Annotated in this window: 17 protein-coding genes; 1 reads left to right on the top strand and 16 read right to left on the bottom strand. The window is 37.6% G+C overall.

The window, feature by feature from the left end:
- Positions 1-11: 11 nt before the first annotated feature.
- The 5 genes from ACOCEA_RS07230 to pcaH all read right to left on the bottom strand — a co-directional run bounded on the left by ACOCEA_RS07230 (position 12) and on the right by pcaH (position 5,103).
- On the bottom strand, positions 12-1,208 hold the full coding sequence (locus ACOCEA_RS07230) for a 4-hydroxybenzoate 3-monooxygenase (RefSeq protein ID WP_420755554.1): 1,197 nt from the start codon (positions 1,206-1,208) through the stop codon (positions 12-14).
- A gap of 154 nt (positions 1,209-1,362) precedes the next feature.
- Positions 1,363-2,493: a bifunctional 3-oxoadipate enol-lactonase/4-carboxymuconolactone decarboxylase PcaDC gene (gene pcaDC / locus ACOCEA_RS07220; protein WP_476422496.1), complete on the bottom strand. Its 1,131-nt coding sequence runs from the start codon at positions 2,491-2,493 to the stop codon at positions 1,363-1,365.
- A 15-nt stretch (positions 2,494-2,508) separates the two neighbouring features.
- Positions 2,509-3,825 carry a 3-carboxy-cis,cis-muconate cycloisomerase gene (pcaB, locus tag ACOCEA_RS07215; protein WP_420755553.1) on the bottom strand — a complete coding sequence of 439 codons (1,317 nt, stop codon included), beginning with the start codon at positions 3,823-3,825 and terminating at the stop codon, positions 2,509-2,511.
- Positions 3,826-3,837: 12 nt separating this feature from the next.
- Entirely contained in the window at positions 3,838-4,374 is a 537-nt protein-coding gene (gene pcaG, locus ACOCEA_RS07210; protein WP_420755552.1) for a protocatechuate 3,4-dioxygenase subunit alpha, read from the bottom strand.
- A gap of 21 nt (positions 4,375-4,395) precedes the next feature.
- Positions 4,396-5,103 (bottom strand): protocatechuate 3,4-dioxygenase subunit beta, encoded by a 708-nt coding sequence (pcaH, locus tag ACOCEA_RS07205; protein WP_420755551.1) that lies wholly within the window; start codon positions 5,101-5,103, stop codon positions 4,396-4,398.
- Between the two features lie 202 nt (positions 5,104-5,305).
- On the opposite strand from pcaH, the gene ACOCEA_RS07200 reads away from it, so the two are divergent.
- Positions 5,306-6,178 (top strand): helix-turn-helix domain-containing protein, encoded by an 873-nt coding sequence (locus ACOCEA_RS07200; RefSeq protein ID WP_420755550.1) that lies wholly within the window; start codon positions 5,306-5,308, stop codon positions 6,176-6,178.
- A 358-nt stretch (positions 6,179-6,536) separates the two neighbouring features.
- Here the strand turns inward: ACOCEA_RS07200 and ACOCEA_RS07195 are convergent, their stop codons facing one another.
- The 11 genes from ACOCEA_RS07195 to ACOCEA_RS07145 all read right to left on the bottom strand — a co-directional run bounded on the left by ACOCEA_RS07195 (position 6,537) and on the right by ACOCEA_RS07145 (position 15,445).
- A complete protein-coding gene (locus ACOCEA_RS07195; protein ID WP_420755549.1) occupies positions 6,537-7,088 on the bottom strand; it encodes a GNAT family N-acetyltransferase in 552 nt (183 codons plus the stop codon).
- Between the two features lie 60 nt (positions 7,089-7,148).
- Complete coding sequence (locus tag ACOCEA_RS07190) at positions 7,149-7,649, bottom strand: YybH family protein (RefSeq protein ID WP_420755548.1); 501 nt, start codon at positions 7,647-7,649, stop codon at positions 7,149-7,151.
- Between the two features lie 84 nt (positions 7,650-7,733).
- Positions 7,734-8,315 carry a Crp/Fnr family transcriptional regulator gene (locus ACOCEA_RS07185; RefSeq protein ID WP_420755547.1) on the bottom strand — a complete coding sequence of 194 codons (582 nt, stop codon included), beginning with the start codon at positions 8,313-8,315 and terminating at the stop codon, positions 7,734-7,736.
- Between the two features lie 115 nt (positions 8,316-8,430).
- Positions 8,431-9,696 (bottom strand): RNA polymerase sigma factor, encoded by a 1,266-nt coding sequence (locus ACOCEA_RS07180; RefSeq protein ID WP_420755546.1) that lies wholly within the window; start codon positions 9,694-9,696, stop codon positions 8,431-8,433.
- Positions 9,697-9,732: 36 nt separating this feature from the next.
- Entirely contained in the window at positions 9,733-10,074 is a 342-nt protein-coding gene (locus ACOCEA_RS07175) for a YciI family protein (protein WP_420755545.1), read from the bottom strand.
- Positions 10,075-10,283: 209 nt separating this feature from the next.
- The gene (locus ACOCEA_RS07170; protein WP_420755544.1) at positions 10,284-11,021 is read right to left on the bottom strand and encodes a DUF6090 family protein; all 738 of its coding nucleotides are present in this window, start codon (positions 11,019-11,021) and stop codon (positions 10,284-10,286) included.
- Entirely contained in the window at positions 11,014-11,748 is a 735-nt protein-coding gene (locus ACOCEA_RS07165; RefSeq protein WP_420755543.1) for a DUF6090 family protein, read from the bottom strand. The genes ACOCEA_RS07170 and ACOCEA_RS07165 overlap by 8 nt, the downstream gene beginning before the upstream one ends.
- Before the next feature lie 106 nt (positions 11,749-11,854).
- Positions 11,855-13,333 (bottom strand): nitrilase-related carbon-nitrogen hydrolase, encoded by a 1,479-nt coding sequence (locus ACOCEA_RS07160; protein ID WP_420755542.1) that lies wholly within the window; start codon positions 13,331-13,333, stop codon positions 11,855-11,857.
- A gap of 79 nt (positions 13,334-13,412) precedes the next feature.
- Entirely contained in the window at positions 13,413-14,003 is a 591-nt protein-coding gene (locus ACOCEA_RS07155; protein ID WP_420755541.1) for a Crp/Fnr family transcriptional regulator, read from the bottom strand.
- 186 nt (positions 14,004-14,189) lie between these two features.
- Positions 14,190-15,293 carry an AmmeMemoRadiSam system protein B gene (amrB, locus tag ACOCEA_RS07150; protein WP_420755540.1) on the bottom strand — a complete coding sequence of 368 codons (1,104 nt, stop codon included), beginning with the start codon at positions 15,291-15,293 and terminating at the stop codon, positions 14,190-14,192.
- A gap of 38 nt (positions 15,294-15,331) precedes the next feature.
- Positions 15,332-15,445, bottom strand: a complete 114-nt coding sequence (locus tag ACOCEA_RS07145; RefSeq protein WP_420756216.1) for a hypothetical protein — start codon at positions 15,443-15,445, stop codon at positions 15,332-15,334.
- Positions 15,446-15,448: the final 3 nt, after the last annotated feature.

The raw sequence follows: 15,448 nt of genomic DNA, 5'->3' as shown, positions 1-15,448 counted from the left end.
ATTATAGTATTCTAAAATTCGTAGGTTTCAAAAGGTAGGCCCACATAATTTTCCGCTATGGTGGTTTTATAGGCTTTTGACATTTTTATATAGTCGATTTTGGCCTTTTGTAATTTATAGGTATAAGAGCCATGCTCATCCTGTTTATGAAATAGCTGTGTCATAAAATTGGAAAAGTCCTGTGCCCTCCAGATTCTTCGCAATGCCATTTGTGTATAATCATCCAAATTCTGAAGGGAGTTGTTCTTGTAAAAATCCACAAAGCCATCTACTAGATGCTTTATATCTGCAACGGCAAGGTTCAACCCTTTCCCTCCCGTAGGTGGGACAATATGACCGGCATCGCCAGCTAAAAACAGGCGACCAGAACTCAAATTGTCGATCATATGGCTACGCATTGGCGTTATGCTCTTATCGAAAATAGGTCCGGATTTTAAGGTCCATCCTTTAGTGGCCAATCTTGTGGACAGTTCCTCCCAAATACGTTCATCGGGCCAATCTTCCAGTTTTTCATCATTATCTACTTGCAGGTATAATCTACTTACCGTCTCGGACCTAAGGCTATGAAGGGCGAATCCATTTTCGTGATAGGCATATATCAGCTCATCGGTAGAAGGTGCTACATTAGCCAAAATACCCAACCAGCTAAAAGGATAGGTGATGTCGTAGGATTGGTAACTGTCCTTGGGCATGGTTTTTCTTCCAATACCATGAAAACCATCACAAGCCGCTACAAAATCACATTCCAGTATTCCCTGTTCACCCCCATCGCTTTCAAAATGTATCTTAGGCCTATCCGTATCAAAATCCACAATAGCGGTTGCCCCGGTTTCAAAATACAATTGCCCACCCTGCTCCAACCAGGCATCGGTAAGGTCTTTTACCACTTCTTGTTGTCCATAAATGGTAATCTTACGACCTCCTGTTAATTCTGCAAAAGGCACATGAATGCGTTCTTCATCAAAACTCAAATACACCCCATCATGCTCAATCCCCTCGGTATTAAGTCGGTCTGCCAAACCCAAATCGTTGATGATATCCACCGTATTTTGCTCCAACAGCCCTGCGCGTACACGGCCCTCTACATATTCACGTGAACGTAATTCCAAAATCACGGATGAAATCCCATGTTTTTTTAGCCAATGTGCCAATACCAGACCCGCAGGGCCTGCACCAATAATTCCGACTTGCGTTGTTATTTTTTTCATTCGATACACTTTTTCATATCCTTATCATTAATATACTACAGTCACCTCGAGCGCAGTCGAGAGGTCATTTAAATTAACGTACTTTAAAATTAGGTCTCGAATGCACTCGACCTGACATCATTGGTTTAATCACATATTTAAGAAAATAATTCTTCTAGTATTCAATCCCCAATTCCTTAAAAACTTCCTCCGCATTATGCATGGCCTCGTTTGCCGCGGGTAAACCACAATAGATACCGGATTGCAGGATTACTTCCTTAATTTCAGCAACGGTAACGCCATTGTTAAAAGCGGCACGAATGTGCATCTTAAATTCAGCTCCCCTATTCAAGGGAATCAACATCGCCAAAGTGATCAAACTTCTTTGGCGTTTTAGCAATCCTGGTCTGGTCCAGATCTCTCCCCATGCATAGTTTGAGATAAACTCTTGAAAATCTGAATTGAAACTATTTTTCTTCGTGATAGACCGATCTACATGGGCATCTCCCAAAACGGTACGCCTTACATGCATGCCCCGTTCAAAGGTGGAATGGCCCACAATAAAATCCAATAACAGCTGTGTGTACTGTTCCGGTAATTCTGTACTGGCCAAATGGCGCGCATGTACTACATTTAACTGTGAATTGGGAATGGCCTGCTGCATTTTTTTTGCTGCGGCCACATTGGTCACCTCATCCTCATCACCGGTAATAATCAAGGTAGGTACCGAAATATTTTTGATTTCCTCCCTAAAATCTGCAGCTCCTATTGCGGCACAGCAATTTCCATACCCTAGAATACTGTTCGCTAAAAACATATTCCTTGTTTCCGCTACGCGTCCGGGATTCGTCTTTCTAAAAGCATCGGTGAACCATTTTACCAAAGTCGTATCGATCAAAGCATCCATACCTTCTTCCCCAATGAGGGCAATTCGGTCGTTCCAACGCTGCCTATCCCCTATTTTAGAATCGGTATTGCTAAGAATAAGTTTTTTAATGCGTTTAGGGTGATGGATACCTAACCACTGCCCTATCAATCCGCCCATGGATAACCCGCAAAAATATACTTCATCCAAACCTAAATCATCCAACAATGCAATGACATCACCACCCAAAAGGTCTATCGTATACGGTGCTGGAGTCACCTCACTATCGCCATGACCTCGGGTATCATATTGCAACACCCTAAAATAAGGCAGTAAATAAGGTACCAGTTCATCCCACATGTGCATCGTAGATCCCAACGAATTGGAGAATACGATAACGGGACTATTTGGTGTTCCTTGAAGTTTATAGTTAGTAACCATATCAGTGCTGTTGATTTAATCGGTATTGTAATTTTTTAAAATAGTCTCTACCCAAGAAACGCTGTTTCCTATGGCATTTTCAGGTTGAAAAAGCGTCTCTAAATCGGTGATATCGGGAAAAGCCTCCTGTACCACCTCCTTTAGGTGTCGCTCTTCTGAAACAGCAGATTTACAGGCTTTCTTCACCGCTTCATGCGCTTGCATTTTTCCGATGGACTTGGACAAATACAAGGAAACCTTTTCGGCATAAATGAGTCCGTTGGTAATTTCAATGTTCCGTAACATATGCTCCGGGCTTACTTCCAGGTGCTGGATCAAATCCAGACTTTTTTCCAAGGAACCAGCGGTCAGGCCCATGAGTTGGGTCAAGGTTTCCCACTCCGCATGCCAATAGCCAGCAGAACGTTCGTGCTCTTGTACCATAGCAGCAAGCATGGTGCTTACCAATCCAGGGGTACGGGTACTATTGCTGAGAATAAGGGCACAGGTTACCGGATTTCGTTTATGGGGCATGGTACTGGATCCCCCTTTTCCTTCGGCCGCCCCTTCAAAAACCTCAGCAATTTCGGTTTGCATCATTAAGGAGATATCCTTGGCGATTTTACCGAGCGAACCGCTTAGAACCCCTAAAATTCCAGCAAAATCATTTAAGGTATCCCGTTGCGATTGCCACGGAAAGCTTTTTTCCAATCCCAAGATCTCCGCAAACTTGGCTTGGACTTCCTCAGTTATAGTAATGTTTCCACTGCCCACTGCACCTCCCAATTGAATATGAAACAGCTGTGATTTTATGGCTTGTACCCTTTTTTTGGTATTGGTAACGGACTGCAACCAACCTGCCGTTTTAAAGCCGAAGGTAATGGGCCTCGCTTGTTGTAACAAGGTACGCCCAATCATGATCGTGCCTTTATGTTGGTTGGTAATCTGCACCAGTACTTTTTCTAAAAGCAGTATTTTTTCCTCGGTCCAAGTTATATACTCCTTAATGGCAAGTATATTGGCGGTGTCTATAATATCTTGACTGGTGGCACCAAAGTGTACGTATTTAGACGCTTCAAAATCGGTATTCTTTATAATCTTTGTGAGTTGCTGTACTAAAGGAATGGCAGCATTTCCACCCAAAACAATATCTGTCTTCAGCTTGTTCACATCAATAAAATCAACATTGCAACTTGCCGAAATTACCATAGCCGCTTCCTTGGGTATGATTCCCAAACTGGCCTGCGCCTCCGCAAGGGCAGCCTCTACCTTAAGCATATATCCTATGGTTTCCCTTTCGGAAAAAAGGCGATTGATGGCATCTGCATAAAAGGTCTCAGAATAAAGCGACATAATGAACTTTGGTTAGATTTGAAAAAATACGGTTTCCTGTTCTCCCTGCATGTGAATATCAAAAACATATTCGCTACCGCTCTTTTTAGCGATTACCGTATTTCTTCGCTCTTTAGGAATGGCGTTCAGTACCACATCCGTATCATTCAAGACTTCGTCGGAAAAATAGAGGCGCGTATACGAATGCAACAATTGTCCTCGCATAAATAATATCACATTGATAAAAGGTGCCTGCCCGTCTACAGATTTTGGTTTTATGGTGCGAAATTCAAAACTATTATCCGGTTTTGTACCGGTGCCGTATCTACCAAAAAGTTGATGCTCCCCATCATTCTGCCATAATTCTACCATGGCATCATCTACAGCAACACCTTTGCCGTCAAAAACCCTTCCTGTAATAGTGATGGTATTCTGATGCGCTTTCACGTTTGCCATGGTACCATCTACCAAACTCTTAAAGTCATATCCGTATTGCTCGGGCGTGAGGCCGTAGGCAAAGTAAGGACCTATGGTCTGTGATGGTGTTTGTGGTTTTAGTTCCGTTTTCATACTATCATTTAGAGTGTATAATTAGTTGTTTTCAAAGGGCGTTGCCTTATTTCCGCGTAGCACGATATTAAAACGATACCCCAAGGCAAAGTTGGGTTCTGTAATGGACAGGTCAAAACTAGAAATCAAAAGGTCACGACCTTTTACCGGTACTGCCTTAAAAATAGGGTCATATGCAAATAGCGGGTCGCCCGGAAAATACATTTGTGTAATCAGCCTACTTGAAATATCCCCGCCAAAAAGCGAAAAATGGATGTGGTTGGGGCGCCATGCGTTCGGGTGGTTTCCCCAAGGGTAGGCACCGGGTTTGATGGTATAAAATTTATAATTCCCATTGGCATCGGTCATACAGCGACCCGTTCCCAAAAAGTTCGGGTCCAAGGGTGCATCATGCTGGTCTACCTTATGCACATACCTTCCGGCAGCATTGGCCTGCCATACCTCTAACAGCGTATTTTTAAGCGGTCTTCCCTTTTCATCGGTCACTTGGCCATGTACCACAATACGTTCGCCCAAAGGCTCCCCGTTCTTTCTTGAATTCCTGGTGAGGTCATGATCAAATTCCCCCAAAACAAGGTCGTTGAATACGGGTGCAGTTAGATCGGAAAGTGATTTTTTCACTAGTACCAATTCCTTTGTTGGCGCCCGTAGCAGTGTCGATTTATAATCGGGAGCCAAATACGGCGGTTGCAACTCTATATCAAAGCTATCATTGGTTTCTGTTGCCATATGTTTTTAACTTTTGTGATCACCCAAATCTAAGGTGAACTATAAAATTTACCTTGGATTTTTTCGTTTTAATACAGGACTAAATAAACATTAATTAGAACTAAATTGAATGTTTAAAATTATAAATATGATATAAAAACCCTATTTTTAGGGTTTTAAGATTAAAAAATACACAAAAAATAACAAGACATAATACACATTTATGCCGCAAGGGTTTCTAAAATATAAAGGACTTTATGGAGACAACCAACCTGGTTTTGTTTCGGATTTCATCCATATTGAACCCTTGGCTATACGAAGTAAAATTTATGCATGGGAGATTAGCGAGCATATTCATACGGACTTGTTTCAAGTATTCTTGATTCAAAAAGGGGAAGGTGTACTGGTGTCGGAAAAAAAGGAATTGCGCATTCAAGGGCCCTGTATTCTAGTAATTCCGCCCAACATATTACACGGATTTACATTTGATGCCACCATTAAGGGGGATGTCATTACCCTTTCCAATTCGTTTTTATATACCCTTTTCAAGGACAGACCCAACTTACAGGAATCCTTACAACAACTCAACCGGATTCTGCTTGAGGCCAACAGCCCTATTTTTAAGGACTTTTTGTACTTGAAAAACAAGATCCAGGAAGAAATCTTTGAGGAACACCCAGAGAAGTCATTGGCCATGCAGTCGTATTTTCAATTGTTCTTTGTGGCATTATTCCGTTGTAAACTGGAGGCCAAGCGACCTGAAATTGTACATACCAATAGGGCACTCGGGTATTTTCGTCAGTTTCAACAGTTGATCAAGCAATCTGCCCAACAACCGTTGAGCATCAAGGCCTACGCAGACCAACTGCACATTACCCAAATGCACCTTAACCGCATCTGCCATGTGGTGGCAAATACTACAGCCCTAAAGGTAGTTCAGGATTTTACCATCACAGAGGCCAAAAAATACTTATTGAATACCTCCTACTCCATTTCTGAAATTGCCTATTTCCTCAATTTTAACGACCCAGCCTATTTTAGCCGTTTGTTCAAGAAACGGGTAGGTGTAGCACCAGGGGAGTTTCGGAAGGGGTGAGTCTGACAGCTTATGGTTAATTGCCAAAATCATTGCGTAAAACAGATACGTACTGATTTTGCCTTCTGAAAATAAATTTTGTCTAATACGCCCAAAGAATTTTATCATGGGTTCCTGGTTGGTTTTGCCATGTACACAACGTCCGAGCTAAACGTACTGCGTAGGTACGTCATCTGGGTTAGCAGTGGGTGAGTTGGCGCGTTGGCCTGTTTCCGTCTGTGTACGAAGCTAAAGCTTATTGTTTAGTTTTATTTTTTCTTGTCCAAAGCTAAATTCAGAAGATTTAGCGACTTTTTAAATATACACAGACCTTTCGGTTTTGCCCCAAAGTCCACATTGCGATTAGGCTTTGTTGGCATTAGTTTTTTATTCCATTATATACATTCGGGTTATGTTTCTCCATATAAAATTTAGGATTAAGTATTTCTGTAAAACCAAACTTTTTATAAAGCCATTCAGCTGTATCAGTTAATAAAATCCAGCGTCTTAATCCTTGAAGATTTGGATGCTCCATTATTTCATTTATCAGCCATTTACTTAATCCCTTTCCTCTATATTCCTTTAAAACATAAACATCTCCTAAATATGCAATAGTTGAATAGTCTGAAATTATTCTAGCAAAGCCAATTTGCTTGTTTTCGTAATAAAGCCCAAAATTCAAAGAGTTTTCAATTGAAGTTTTCAAAGTATTGATTGGAATTCCGTTAGCCCAATCAGTTTCGTTTGCAAGGAATTTGTGAATGCTCAAAATATCTAATTTATCCTTGTCGGTTGAAATGGTATATTCATTTCTATGAGCTTCTCTAATTATCATTTCAGTTTTCACAATTAATGCCAGCGTTTGGTATAAGAGGGTTAGTGAATTAAACGCACTTGCCTTACAGGAAGCAAGATACTTATTTAAAGGCAAAAACGGTTTGAGTTAGTTCTCAAACCGCTATTGCTATTATATATTGTTGTCGCAAGTTCTTTATCCTTTTGGCTCAGTTTTATTGAACATGTAACGAGCAATTTTCCATTCTCCATTTACTTTCTCGAATACAAAGAGCTCTCTGTTTGCTTCTGGTACTTCAGCTCCATTTGCGTGAATTTTAACTGTTCCCTTTGAACTGGTTACGGCAAAGGCCATATTTCCTTCAACTTCTATTTCCTCAATGAAGAATTCAATATTCAACTGAATTTTAGAGAAAACAAATTCATATGATTTTAAAATACCTTCAGAGCCTATTCCTGAAGGTGCCTCTGTTGGCATAAATACTCCATCCTTTGTATAAAGGCTTTGGGCGAGTTTGGCATTGGAAGTATTCAATGACTTTTTATATTCACTTAGTAATTCTTCTATTTTTTGTTTCTCTTCTTTTTGCATAATTTCTGTTTTTTCAGTTAAACTTTTATTTGATTTTTGATTGCTTTTTTCGCCACAAGATGTCATTATCAAAATGGCAGTTAAGGGTATTAAAATTTTCTTCATTTTTTCAAATTTTGTTTACACAAAGTTCAAGAAATAGAATCATGCTTACCTATAAGGTATATTAAGAAAGAAGCTTAAGGAAGATTAAGATTTTACCAATCTTTTACGAATGGTGCTCAGAAATTCAGGAGTTACCCCAAGGTAAGAGGCTATTTGAACATTGGAAATACGATTAAAGAAATGAGGATATCGTTCCATAAAATCTAAATAACGTTCTTCTGCAGTTGAACTGATATTCTGTAATACTCTCCGTTGAGTGCTAACCAAAGCGTTTTCGGTTATTACTCTAAAAATTCGATTGAATTTAGGGTAATCAACAAACAACTTTAGTTGGTCTTCTTTACTGATTTGCAGAATTACTGAGTTTTCAATGGCTTCAATATATAGTTTACTCGCCTGTTCGGTATGAAAGCTGCCGATATCACCAATCCACCAATTTTCTATTGCAAACTGAAGATTATGCTCCTTACCGTTTGCATCAACCATGTACATTTTGAAGCACCCTTCAATTACAAATGTGTTGAGTTTACACACATCACCTTCTTGGAGAATAAACTGCCTTCGTTTAACTTTTCGTTCTTTGAAAACCTTCTCCACCATAGACTTTTCTTCTTCATTCAAAGGAAGATGTTGGTTAAAATATTCTATGAGTGGTTTTGTATTCATTTTAATTCGCTACAACGGTTTTGTATGTGAATAATAGCGGATTTTCACGCACTAATTTATCGGTTTATGCAGGTTTTAAATTTACAAACTACTTCTGATTTAAGCACTTAAACCGCTATTTTTTATATACCTTGCTATGCGGTCGGCTTTCTTCACTTTTTTGAAAATTCTCAATTTTCTTTCTTATGAATTTTCGTTCGGTTTCGGTTTTGCAAAGCTTTAATGAGTTCTTCAATGCTCTTTTTTCTTTGTTTTCGTCCGAGCCTTTGTAAAGTGCGCTTAAAAGCAGGTGGTAGAAGTGATTATCTTTTAAGTTAAGTTTTTCGGCTTCTGCTAATGCTCTTTTATTCCCTTTTATTTTTGAAAGAGCAAATATCCTGTTTAAATCTGCAATAGGTGTATACTCTATTTTTAATAAAATGTCATACAGTTTAAAAATGCTTTCCCATTTTTCTTCGGTGTCCTTTTTAATTGTATGCCAATAGGCTATACTTGCTTCAAGGTAGTATTTTGAGGCAATTTCCCATTTCGATGCTTGTTGTAGATAATGGAATCCTTTTTCGATAAGTTCTGTGTCCCAAAGATTTTCGTCCTGATCTTTATAAAGGATTATTTCGCCTTTATCCGTGAGTCTTGCTTCTAATCGTGATGAATGAAAGCACATCAGGGACATCAACGAATTGGAAAAATGTGTGCTTGTAAGGTCGTTTTGAAGTAGTAGATAATTTAAATTCATAGCTTCAAGACAAAGTTCTTGTCTTATTAGAGAACTATTGCGTTCGGAATAATAGCCTTCATTGAATACTAAATATATTATTCGTAGAACGGAATCCAATCTCGGTAGTAACTGGTCGTTCGGTGGAATTTCCATTTGTATGTTTTCCGACCGTAGTTTTTCTTTTGCTCTATGAAGCCTTTTGTTAATGGTTTCTTTATTGGTCAAAAAAGCATCAGCTATTTCATCTATTCCGAAACCACAAAGTATCCTTAAAGCTAAACTGATTTGAGATTTTTCCGAAATGGTTGGATGACAAACAGCGAACAACATTTGCAATTGACTGTCAGCAATATTTTTATCGGAAAGGTCAAAGTCGAATTCTTCTATCCGATTTTCCTGCATTTGTTTGGCAATCTTATCTCTAAATATGCCGTCTCTTATAAAATGATTTTTGGCTTTGTTTTTTGCTACGGCAAACAGCCAAGCTGAAGGGTTTTTGGGAATGCCTTTATATGGCCAAGTTTCCATGGCAGTTAAAAAAGTTTCGCTCGCAATGTCTTCAGCAATTTCAATATGTTTGATGCCAAATAAATTGGAAAGTACAGCAACAATTTTGCTGAATTCTGATCTAAACAGGTTTGATATGATATCATTTTTTTTCATAAAAAAAGCCCCAATTCAGGGGCTTGTTGGTTGAATTTAGTGTGTAACTATTTGTCTAACTTCAACGGTGTTGCCCTCGCCCTGCAAAACAGGCGAGCCTTTTGCAAATTCCGCTGCTTCGTTTGCCGATTCCGCTCTAATCGTAATGTAACCGCCAAGGGTTTCCTTTATGTCCCCGAACGGTCCATTCGTAACCATTTTGTTATGATCAACAACTTTGGCATCATCAAAAAGTAGTCCTGTTCCGCCAATAAATTTGTTTTGGGCAGCAATACTATCCACCCAGTCCTTTTGCTGTTTCATCCATTGTTGCATTTGCTCTGGTGAAACTTTCCCATTTGCATTTTCGTGTCTGAAAATAAGAAGGAATTCTTTCATTTTTCTTAATTTTAGTTGTTAATGAATGTTTGTTTTATATTTCAATAACAATCGAGATTAGTTGAATTGGACATAAATTCTAAAAAATTTTATCAGCTCGTTATTTTTGTCCGATAATCGTTTTTCAACTGCCGCATAACGACCTTGGCTATACGCACTTTGCCCGTAAGGACAAATGGCAGGTATAGCCCATATTGGTGGTTCGTTTTCTATTTTTCTAATTCTTTAAGTAGTTCTTCAATCTGATCGTTTAATAATTTATAGTTCTCAACTATTCTAAGACCTGTATTCCGAGAGGCAATCTTATGTCGCCTGGACCTAGTTAAGTAGTGCTGAAATTGGTAATCAGTTTTCATTAATTCAAAATTGTAAATAGCCTCATCCTTAGAATTGAACCTTAATACATCACTATTTAGGGATTTATCATGATTAAAAAGATTTTCTTGATGACTATCAAGTAAGTCTTTTCCAAGCCCAAACCCATCGATTAGATTGCTTATCGTTCTTACCACCTCGTTTTTACTGGCTAATTTTGATCTGGAAATACTTTGAGAAAGGGATTCTAAATTTTCAATCTTCCGAGTTCTGAGCCCTAGGTAAGGTAAAACCTCAAAAGCTTTATCTAGTACCTCTCCATGTTGAAGTGTGAGCACTTCAACGTCTTCAATAATGATTTGGGCATTAAGTACAGTGTCGATCCAACCATTAATTAATTGAATTTGGATCTCCTCCTTTTCGATTTCGATTGCTATAGATATTTTTTCATTTTTCAGAATGGAGATTAAAGTTATATTTTCCTTTCGTTCTTCATTCCAATTATTTATCTGCAATGCAATCAAAATCCCTATAACAACAAGTACAATTTCTCCAATGGCATAAGCCAGATACTTACTGAACTTGTTTTCAGAAAGTAGTTTTTGCCTAATTCTCCTAAAGAATTTAATCATTATTCAAACTTTTGAGTTCAGCTTCAATTTCTAATCTGAGTATTGTGTTCAACTCATGAAAGGTTTTCAATTTTTTCAAGGTGCCTGTATTGTTGTTTTGGAAGCCAACTAATATTCGATGTAATGCTTCTTTAAAATCAGGATTATTGTAATTTGTAATCAAGACTTTATTATTTAGGTCTATGGATTCAACGTACTTAAGTATTCCAGAATCATTCTCTATTATTTTCAAAATTGCATTCTCAATGTCTACAACACTTCGGTTTATCTTATTTTGTTCATAATCGTAGTAACGTGATATTTTACTGGTTAGATCGTTGTTACTAAGCTGTAATCCTTTTGATTTTAAAATCTCATAGGCGTTATTAATTGAGAAATACCGCTCAAAAGTTAAAAAGTTAACCATATCCTTTTCTAAGATCTCCTTATCAATAATTTCCTTTTGCAGATAAATGGACATATTGGCTACGGATGCTTTTGTCAATTCACGCCGAAAAATCATATCATCTAAGATGTTAGCATCTTCATTAAGGTTGCTCACAATTTCATTCAGGACATAGATTTCGGTTCTTCTTGATTTACGATTTTCATTCCAATTATTTATTTGCAACGCGATAAGTATTCCAATAACGACTAATAGTATTTCACCAATCGCATATTGTAGGTATGTTCTAGTTCTCCCCTCAGAGAATTGTTTTTGACGAATTTTCCTAAAGAATTTTATCATAGGTTATTTTGGTTTGTCCTAATGAAGCACAACATTTGGCTAAACTGCGTTTTAATGCAGTTTAGGTTTTGTTGTAGCAAGTAATACTAATATAGCTCTATTTAAATCAATCATCTATTGTTGTAGGTTTTGATTTATTTTTTGATCGAGACACAATAGCCATGAACGACAGTAAGAATCCAATACACAGGTAGACGAAACTATCTTGAATAACTGAGTATAATGTAGTGACAACTTTGGTAGGCAGTTGTGAATACATGATTTTATCATTATTGTCAAAACTGCTCATTTGTGAAACCATTTCACCGTATGGTGTAATTGCTGCGGAGAGCCCAAAACGCGTTGAACGAAGAACCGAGTGACCTTGCTCAACTGCTCTAAAGGCTGCCATTTCTGTATGAACAGGGTCAATGCCTCTCCAATCACTTGACGGAATAATAACTATATCTGCTCCTAATTCACCATACCCTTTTGCCAGATATGGAAAATCATAATCATAGCAAATTGCAGCCCCGATTTTTGTTCCGGTTATATCAACCACTTTTAAAAGTGACTTTCCTTGCACCGCTGGTTCTCCTGGTACGGGTTGATGCTTGAGATATGCATGCGTAATGTTTCCTAACGAATCGATAAACTGGTACTTGTTCTCATATCTCAAGGGAGTTTGTGAAATAGGCATCACATAAGAAGCTACCAAAGTGATTTTGAGTTCAGCAGCCAGTTCCTTGATGGAGTTAATCCATTCCTTCTCATCTTCAGGCATTATAAATATAGCGGCTTCGTTCCATGATATTATTTTAGCACCACCGTCCGCTGCAGTTTTGGTTCGTTTAAATAATGCCGTTTTAGTCTGTTCCGTTCTTTCCTTAGTTGGCAATGGTAAACCACTTGCCTCCGAGTCTGTCCCAACTGCGGCAACAGTTACCGTGTCAATACCATTGGCTTTGCTCATGTCGTATCGGATGGAGCCAAAAACAATTAAAAGGAACAACATAATTAACGGGAGCTGAAATGTTGAAATAGCGGTTTTTCTTTTGATTATGATATTGGCAATTGAGACATTAACCCAATAAATCAGAAAGCTTAGACCGGCCATCCCAAATAGGGATACTGTTTGAATAAGCGATACATTATCGTGCATGGTATATGCAGCTACGCCCCAACTGGCAAGAGGTGTAAAGGTGTATTGAATCCATTCCATAATAACCATGATGACAGGAAATAGAAACAGCGCATATTTTTGATTTTTAAATTTACTCCAGATCAAGTATCCCGGCAGGTGAAATAAACTTATTGGGATCGAGTAAAGGAAGACCAGTACCAATGGAATTGGTTCGCTGATAATCTTCGTTACAACAAAGGACCAAGCCAAAACTAAAGCGAGAAAAAAGGTTAATCTTGACTTCCAGCCTTGTGTGAGACTTAAAAAAATTAAAAACGGAACACTTGAAACCCAAGCCATGACTTCAATACTAAAGGTCATGTGAGTTAGGGACATGGTAGCTAGTCCAATTACAAGATACCATAGTGGATTAATTTTATTTACATCAAATCTTTGTGAGGTGGTCCGTGAAAAGTTCTTCATCTTTCTTTGTTTTTAAGTTCACTACAAAGATTGATGATTGTGATTCCGATTCCATTAACATTTGTTAAAGGATGACATTTTACTTCCTGAGTTCTTTACGGAGCCTGCTTAGGGAAATATTTGTAATTCCCAGATAGGAGGCAATGTCAACATGTGAGATTAGATTTTCCAGAAAGTGATATTTTTCTCTAAAAAGAATGAGCCTTTCTCTCCCGTTCAGCGAGGCGAGGGCAATTTCTTTTTCAACTTTTGCAAGGAGTTCATTTTGTAAAACCATATTTCCAAACTCGCGTATGTCAATGTGATTTATCATTAGCTGCTCAAACTTGTCAGCGTTTAAACTAGCTACGGTTAGCTTTGTAAGCGCTTGAAAGTTGAGGTGAGATATTTGATTGGCGGTTCTCGTTTTATTCGGAGAGAGTACACTGCCTTCAAGAAAATAAGATATAGTTATTTCATCACCTTCCGGGCTTAGCAAAAAGCTCCGGCAGACGCCTTCATAAACAAAGTATTCCTTGTTATTTTTTTTCCCTCTATCAATAAACACATCTCCTTTTTCATAAACTTCAACTAAAATCAAGTCACTTATCAGATCTAATGACCCCTCCGATACAGGAGATACTTTATTGACTAAGGGTCTTGTTCGTTCTTTAATCTGTTCGAAATTCATGATTATCTTTTATGTCTTGTCCTGAAATATGGCTCGTTGCGGAAAATCAGCTATGATTTTCTGCTGTAACCGAAAGATAAATTGCAATGAATTCCGATTAAGGAATTCAGCCGCAATAAGCTATACACGCTGTTAGCGGTAGTGATTTTAAGTTATTATTTCCAGTTAATTAAAGCACCAAATAAACTATTCAAATTTTATACTTGTGTAAGCGACCCAATGATTTTGGTTTGCAATAGTTTTAGTTTCTACACCTAAATCTTCCACTTTTATAAGGTCGTGGTCTATACTTGTTTCGTACTCTAAAAATGTACCTGATAACGGTTTATTATTTAATGCCTGATTTAATTTATTTGCGAAACTCACTCCGAATGGAACAGAATAGCGACCGCACCAAACCCATTTATATTCCTTATAATCGTTATTTTGCACGGTATATTCTGTAAATTTTTTCACTTTTTCATTACCAATTTCGTCTACTAAACACTTTTCAATTATCTCCATGTCCAAGGCTCTTGCTTTTTTAATGCCTTTATCATCAACTCCAAAAGGTGCTAAATCACTACTAAAACCTTCATTACCATAATGCACAGCATCGTTAGAAATTACAATCGCTACATCTTTTCCGTATTCAAGATTCTTTTCTTTTAAAATTTTTGAGACAACATTTGAGAGATTATTACTCACTCCTTCAATAGTTTCATAATTTATATATGGCACAAGTATTGGGATAATCTCAAGATTCTTGTTTTTTCGATGTAAAAAAGGTACAATTCCTTCTATTGAATGTTCGGTTTTGTAAATTTCATTATGAATTATGTATGAAGATTGTGGAAGCTGTTCAATAATTTCAGAGTTTAAGTCAGATACTTTTAAGTCTCCATAAGGCGATTCCCAATGAGTAAAATCTCCGAAAATTATTTTGTCTTGTAAATCAAAATTTCTGGCAAAATGGGCAACACCAACTAAAATAATTGTGTTGGCATTAATTCCTTTGAGCGATTCGTAATACAAACGACCAGAATATTTATAAGCATCGTGAGGACAAATTGCTGCTTTCCATTTCATATTATTTTTAGAGTCCTTAATACCTAAACGGCTATAAATAGAATCCAATTGCCAATCGTATTTTGTATAGCCAATAGCATCGTTCCATAACCTAACTTTCTTTTCTTGTGTTTCATCTTGTACTACATTTTCTAATGTTGATTTGTTCTTACAGCTGAAACAACATAGACAGATGAAAATAATTATTAGTCTCATATAAAGTTCTATTGTAGTTTTTTTCATGTCTTGTCCTGAAATATGGCTACAGGTTAAAAATAGATTTACGCTGTTAATTTATATACCATATTCGGTGTTTTATATTCTAAAGATAAATGTAACCTAATTTCATTGTATAAATTAATTGCATTTTTTGTTGCTCTTTTAGCGTGTTGCAGGCT

The sequence above is a fragment of the Maribacter luteocoastalis genome (assembly GCF_048890225.1).
Classification (GTDB): Bacteria; Bacteroidota; Bacteroidia; order Flavobacteriales; family Flavobacteriaceae; genus Maribacter; species Maribacter luteocoastalis.
This window is presented reverse-complemented; position numbering and strand designations above follow the sequence as displayed.

What these genes read in the sequence shown, in the direction of transcription:
- ACOCEA_RS07230 (WP_420755554.1), bottom strand. Translation starts at nt 1,208, where the DNA reads ATGAAAAAAATAACAACGCAAGTCGGAATTATTGGTGCAGGCCCTGCG.
- ACOCEA_RS07170 (WP_420755544.1), bottom strand. Translation starts at nt 11,021, where the DNA reads ATGATTAAATTCTTTAGGAGAATTAGGCAAAAACTACTTTCTGAAAAC.
- ACOCEA_RS07155 (WP_420755541.1), bottom strand. Translation starts at nt 14,003, where the DNA reads ATGAATTTCGAACAGATTAAAGAACGAACAAGACCCTTAGTCAATAAA.
- ACOCEA_RS07200 (WP_420755550.1), top strand. Translation starts at nt 5,306, where the DNA reads ATGCCGCAAGGGTTTCTAAAATATAAAGGACTTTATGGAGACAACCAA.
- amrB (WP_420755540.1), bottom strand. Translation starts at nt 15,293, where the DNA reads ATGAAAAAAACTACAATAGAACTTTATATGAGACTAATAATTATTTTC.
- pcaDC (WP_476422496.1), bottom strand. Translation starts at nt 2,493, where the DNA reads ATGGTTACTAACTATAAACTTCAAGGAACACCAAATAGTCCCGTTATC.
- ACOCEA_RS07185 (WP_420755547.1), bottom strand. Translation starts at nt 8,315, where the DNA reads ATGAATACAAAACCACTCATAGAATATTTTAACCAACATCTTCCTTTG.
- pcaB (WP_420755553.1), bottom strand. Translation starts at nt 3,825, where the DNA reads ATGTCGCTTTATTCTGAGACCTTTTATGCAGATGCCATCAATCGCCTT.
- ACOCEA_RS07190 (WP_420755548.1), bottom strand. Translation starts at nt 7,649, where the DNA reads ATGAAGAAAATTTTAATACCCTTAACTGCCATTTTGATAATGACATCT.
- ACOCEA_RS07160 (WP_420755542.1), bottom strand. Translation starts at nt 13,333, where the DNA reads ATGAAGAACTTTTCACGGACCACCTCACAAAGATTTGATGTAAATAAA.
- ACOCEA_RS07165 (WP_420755543.1), bottom strand. Translation starts at nt 11,748, where the DNA reads ATGATAAAATTCTTTAGGAAAATTCGTCAAAAACAATTCTCTGAGGGG.
- pcaG (WP_420755552.1), bottom strand. Translation starts at nt 4,374, where the DNA reads ATGAAAACGGAACTAAAACCACAAACACCATCACAGACCATAGGTCCT.
- ACOCEA_RS07175 (WP_420755545.1), bottom strand. Translation starts at nt 10,074, where the DNA reads ATGAAAGAATTCCTTCTTATTTTCAGACACGAAAATGCAAATGGGAAA.
- pcaH (WP_420755551.1), bottom strand. Translation starts at nt 5,103, where the DNA reads ATGGCAACAGAAACCAATGATAGCTTTGATATAGAGTTGCAACCGCCG.
- ACOCEA_RS07180 (WP_420755546.1), bottom strand. Translation starts at nt 9,696, where the DNA reads ATGAAAAAAAATGATATCATATCAAACCTGTTTAGATCAGAATTCAGC.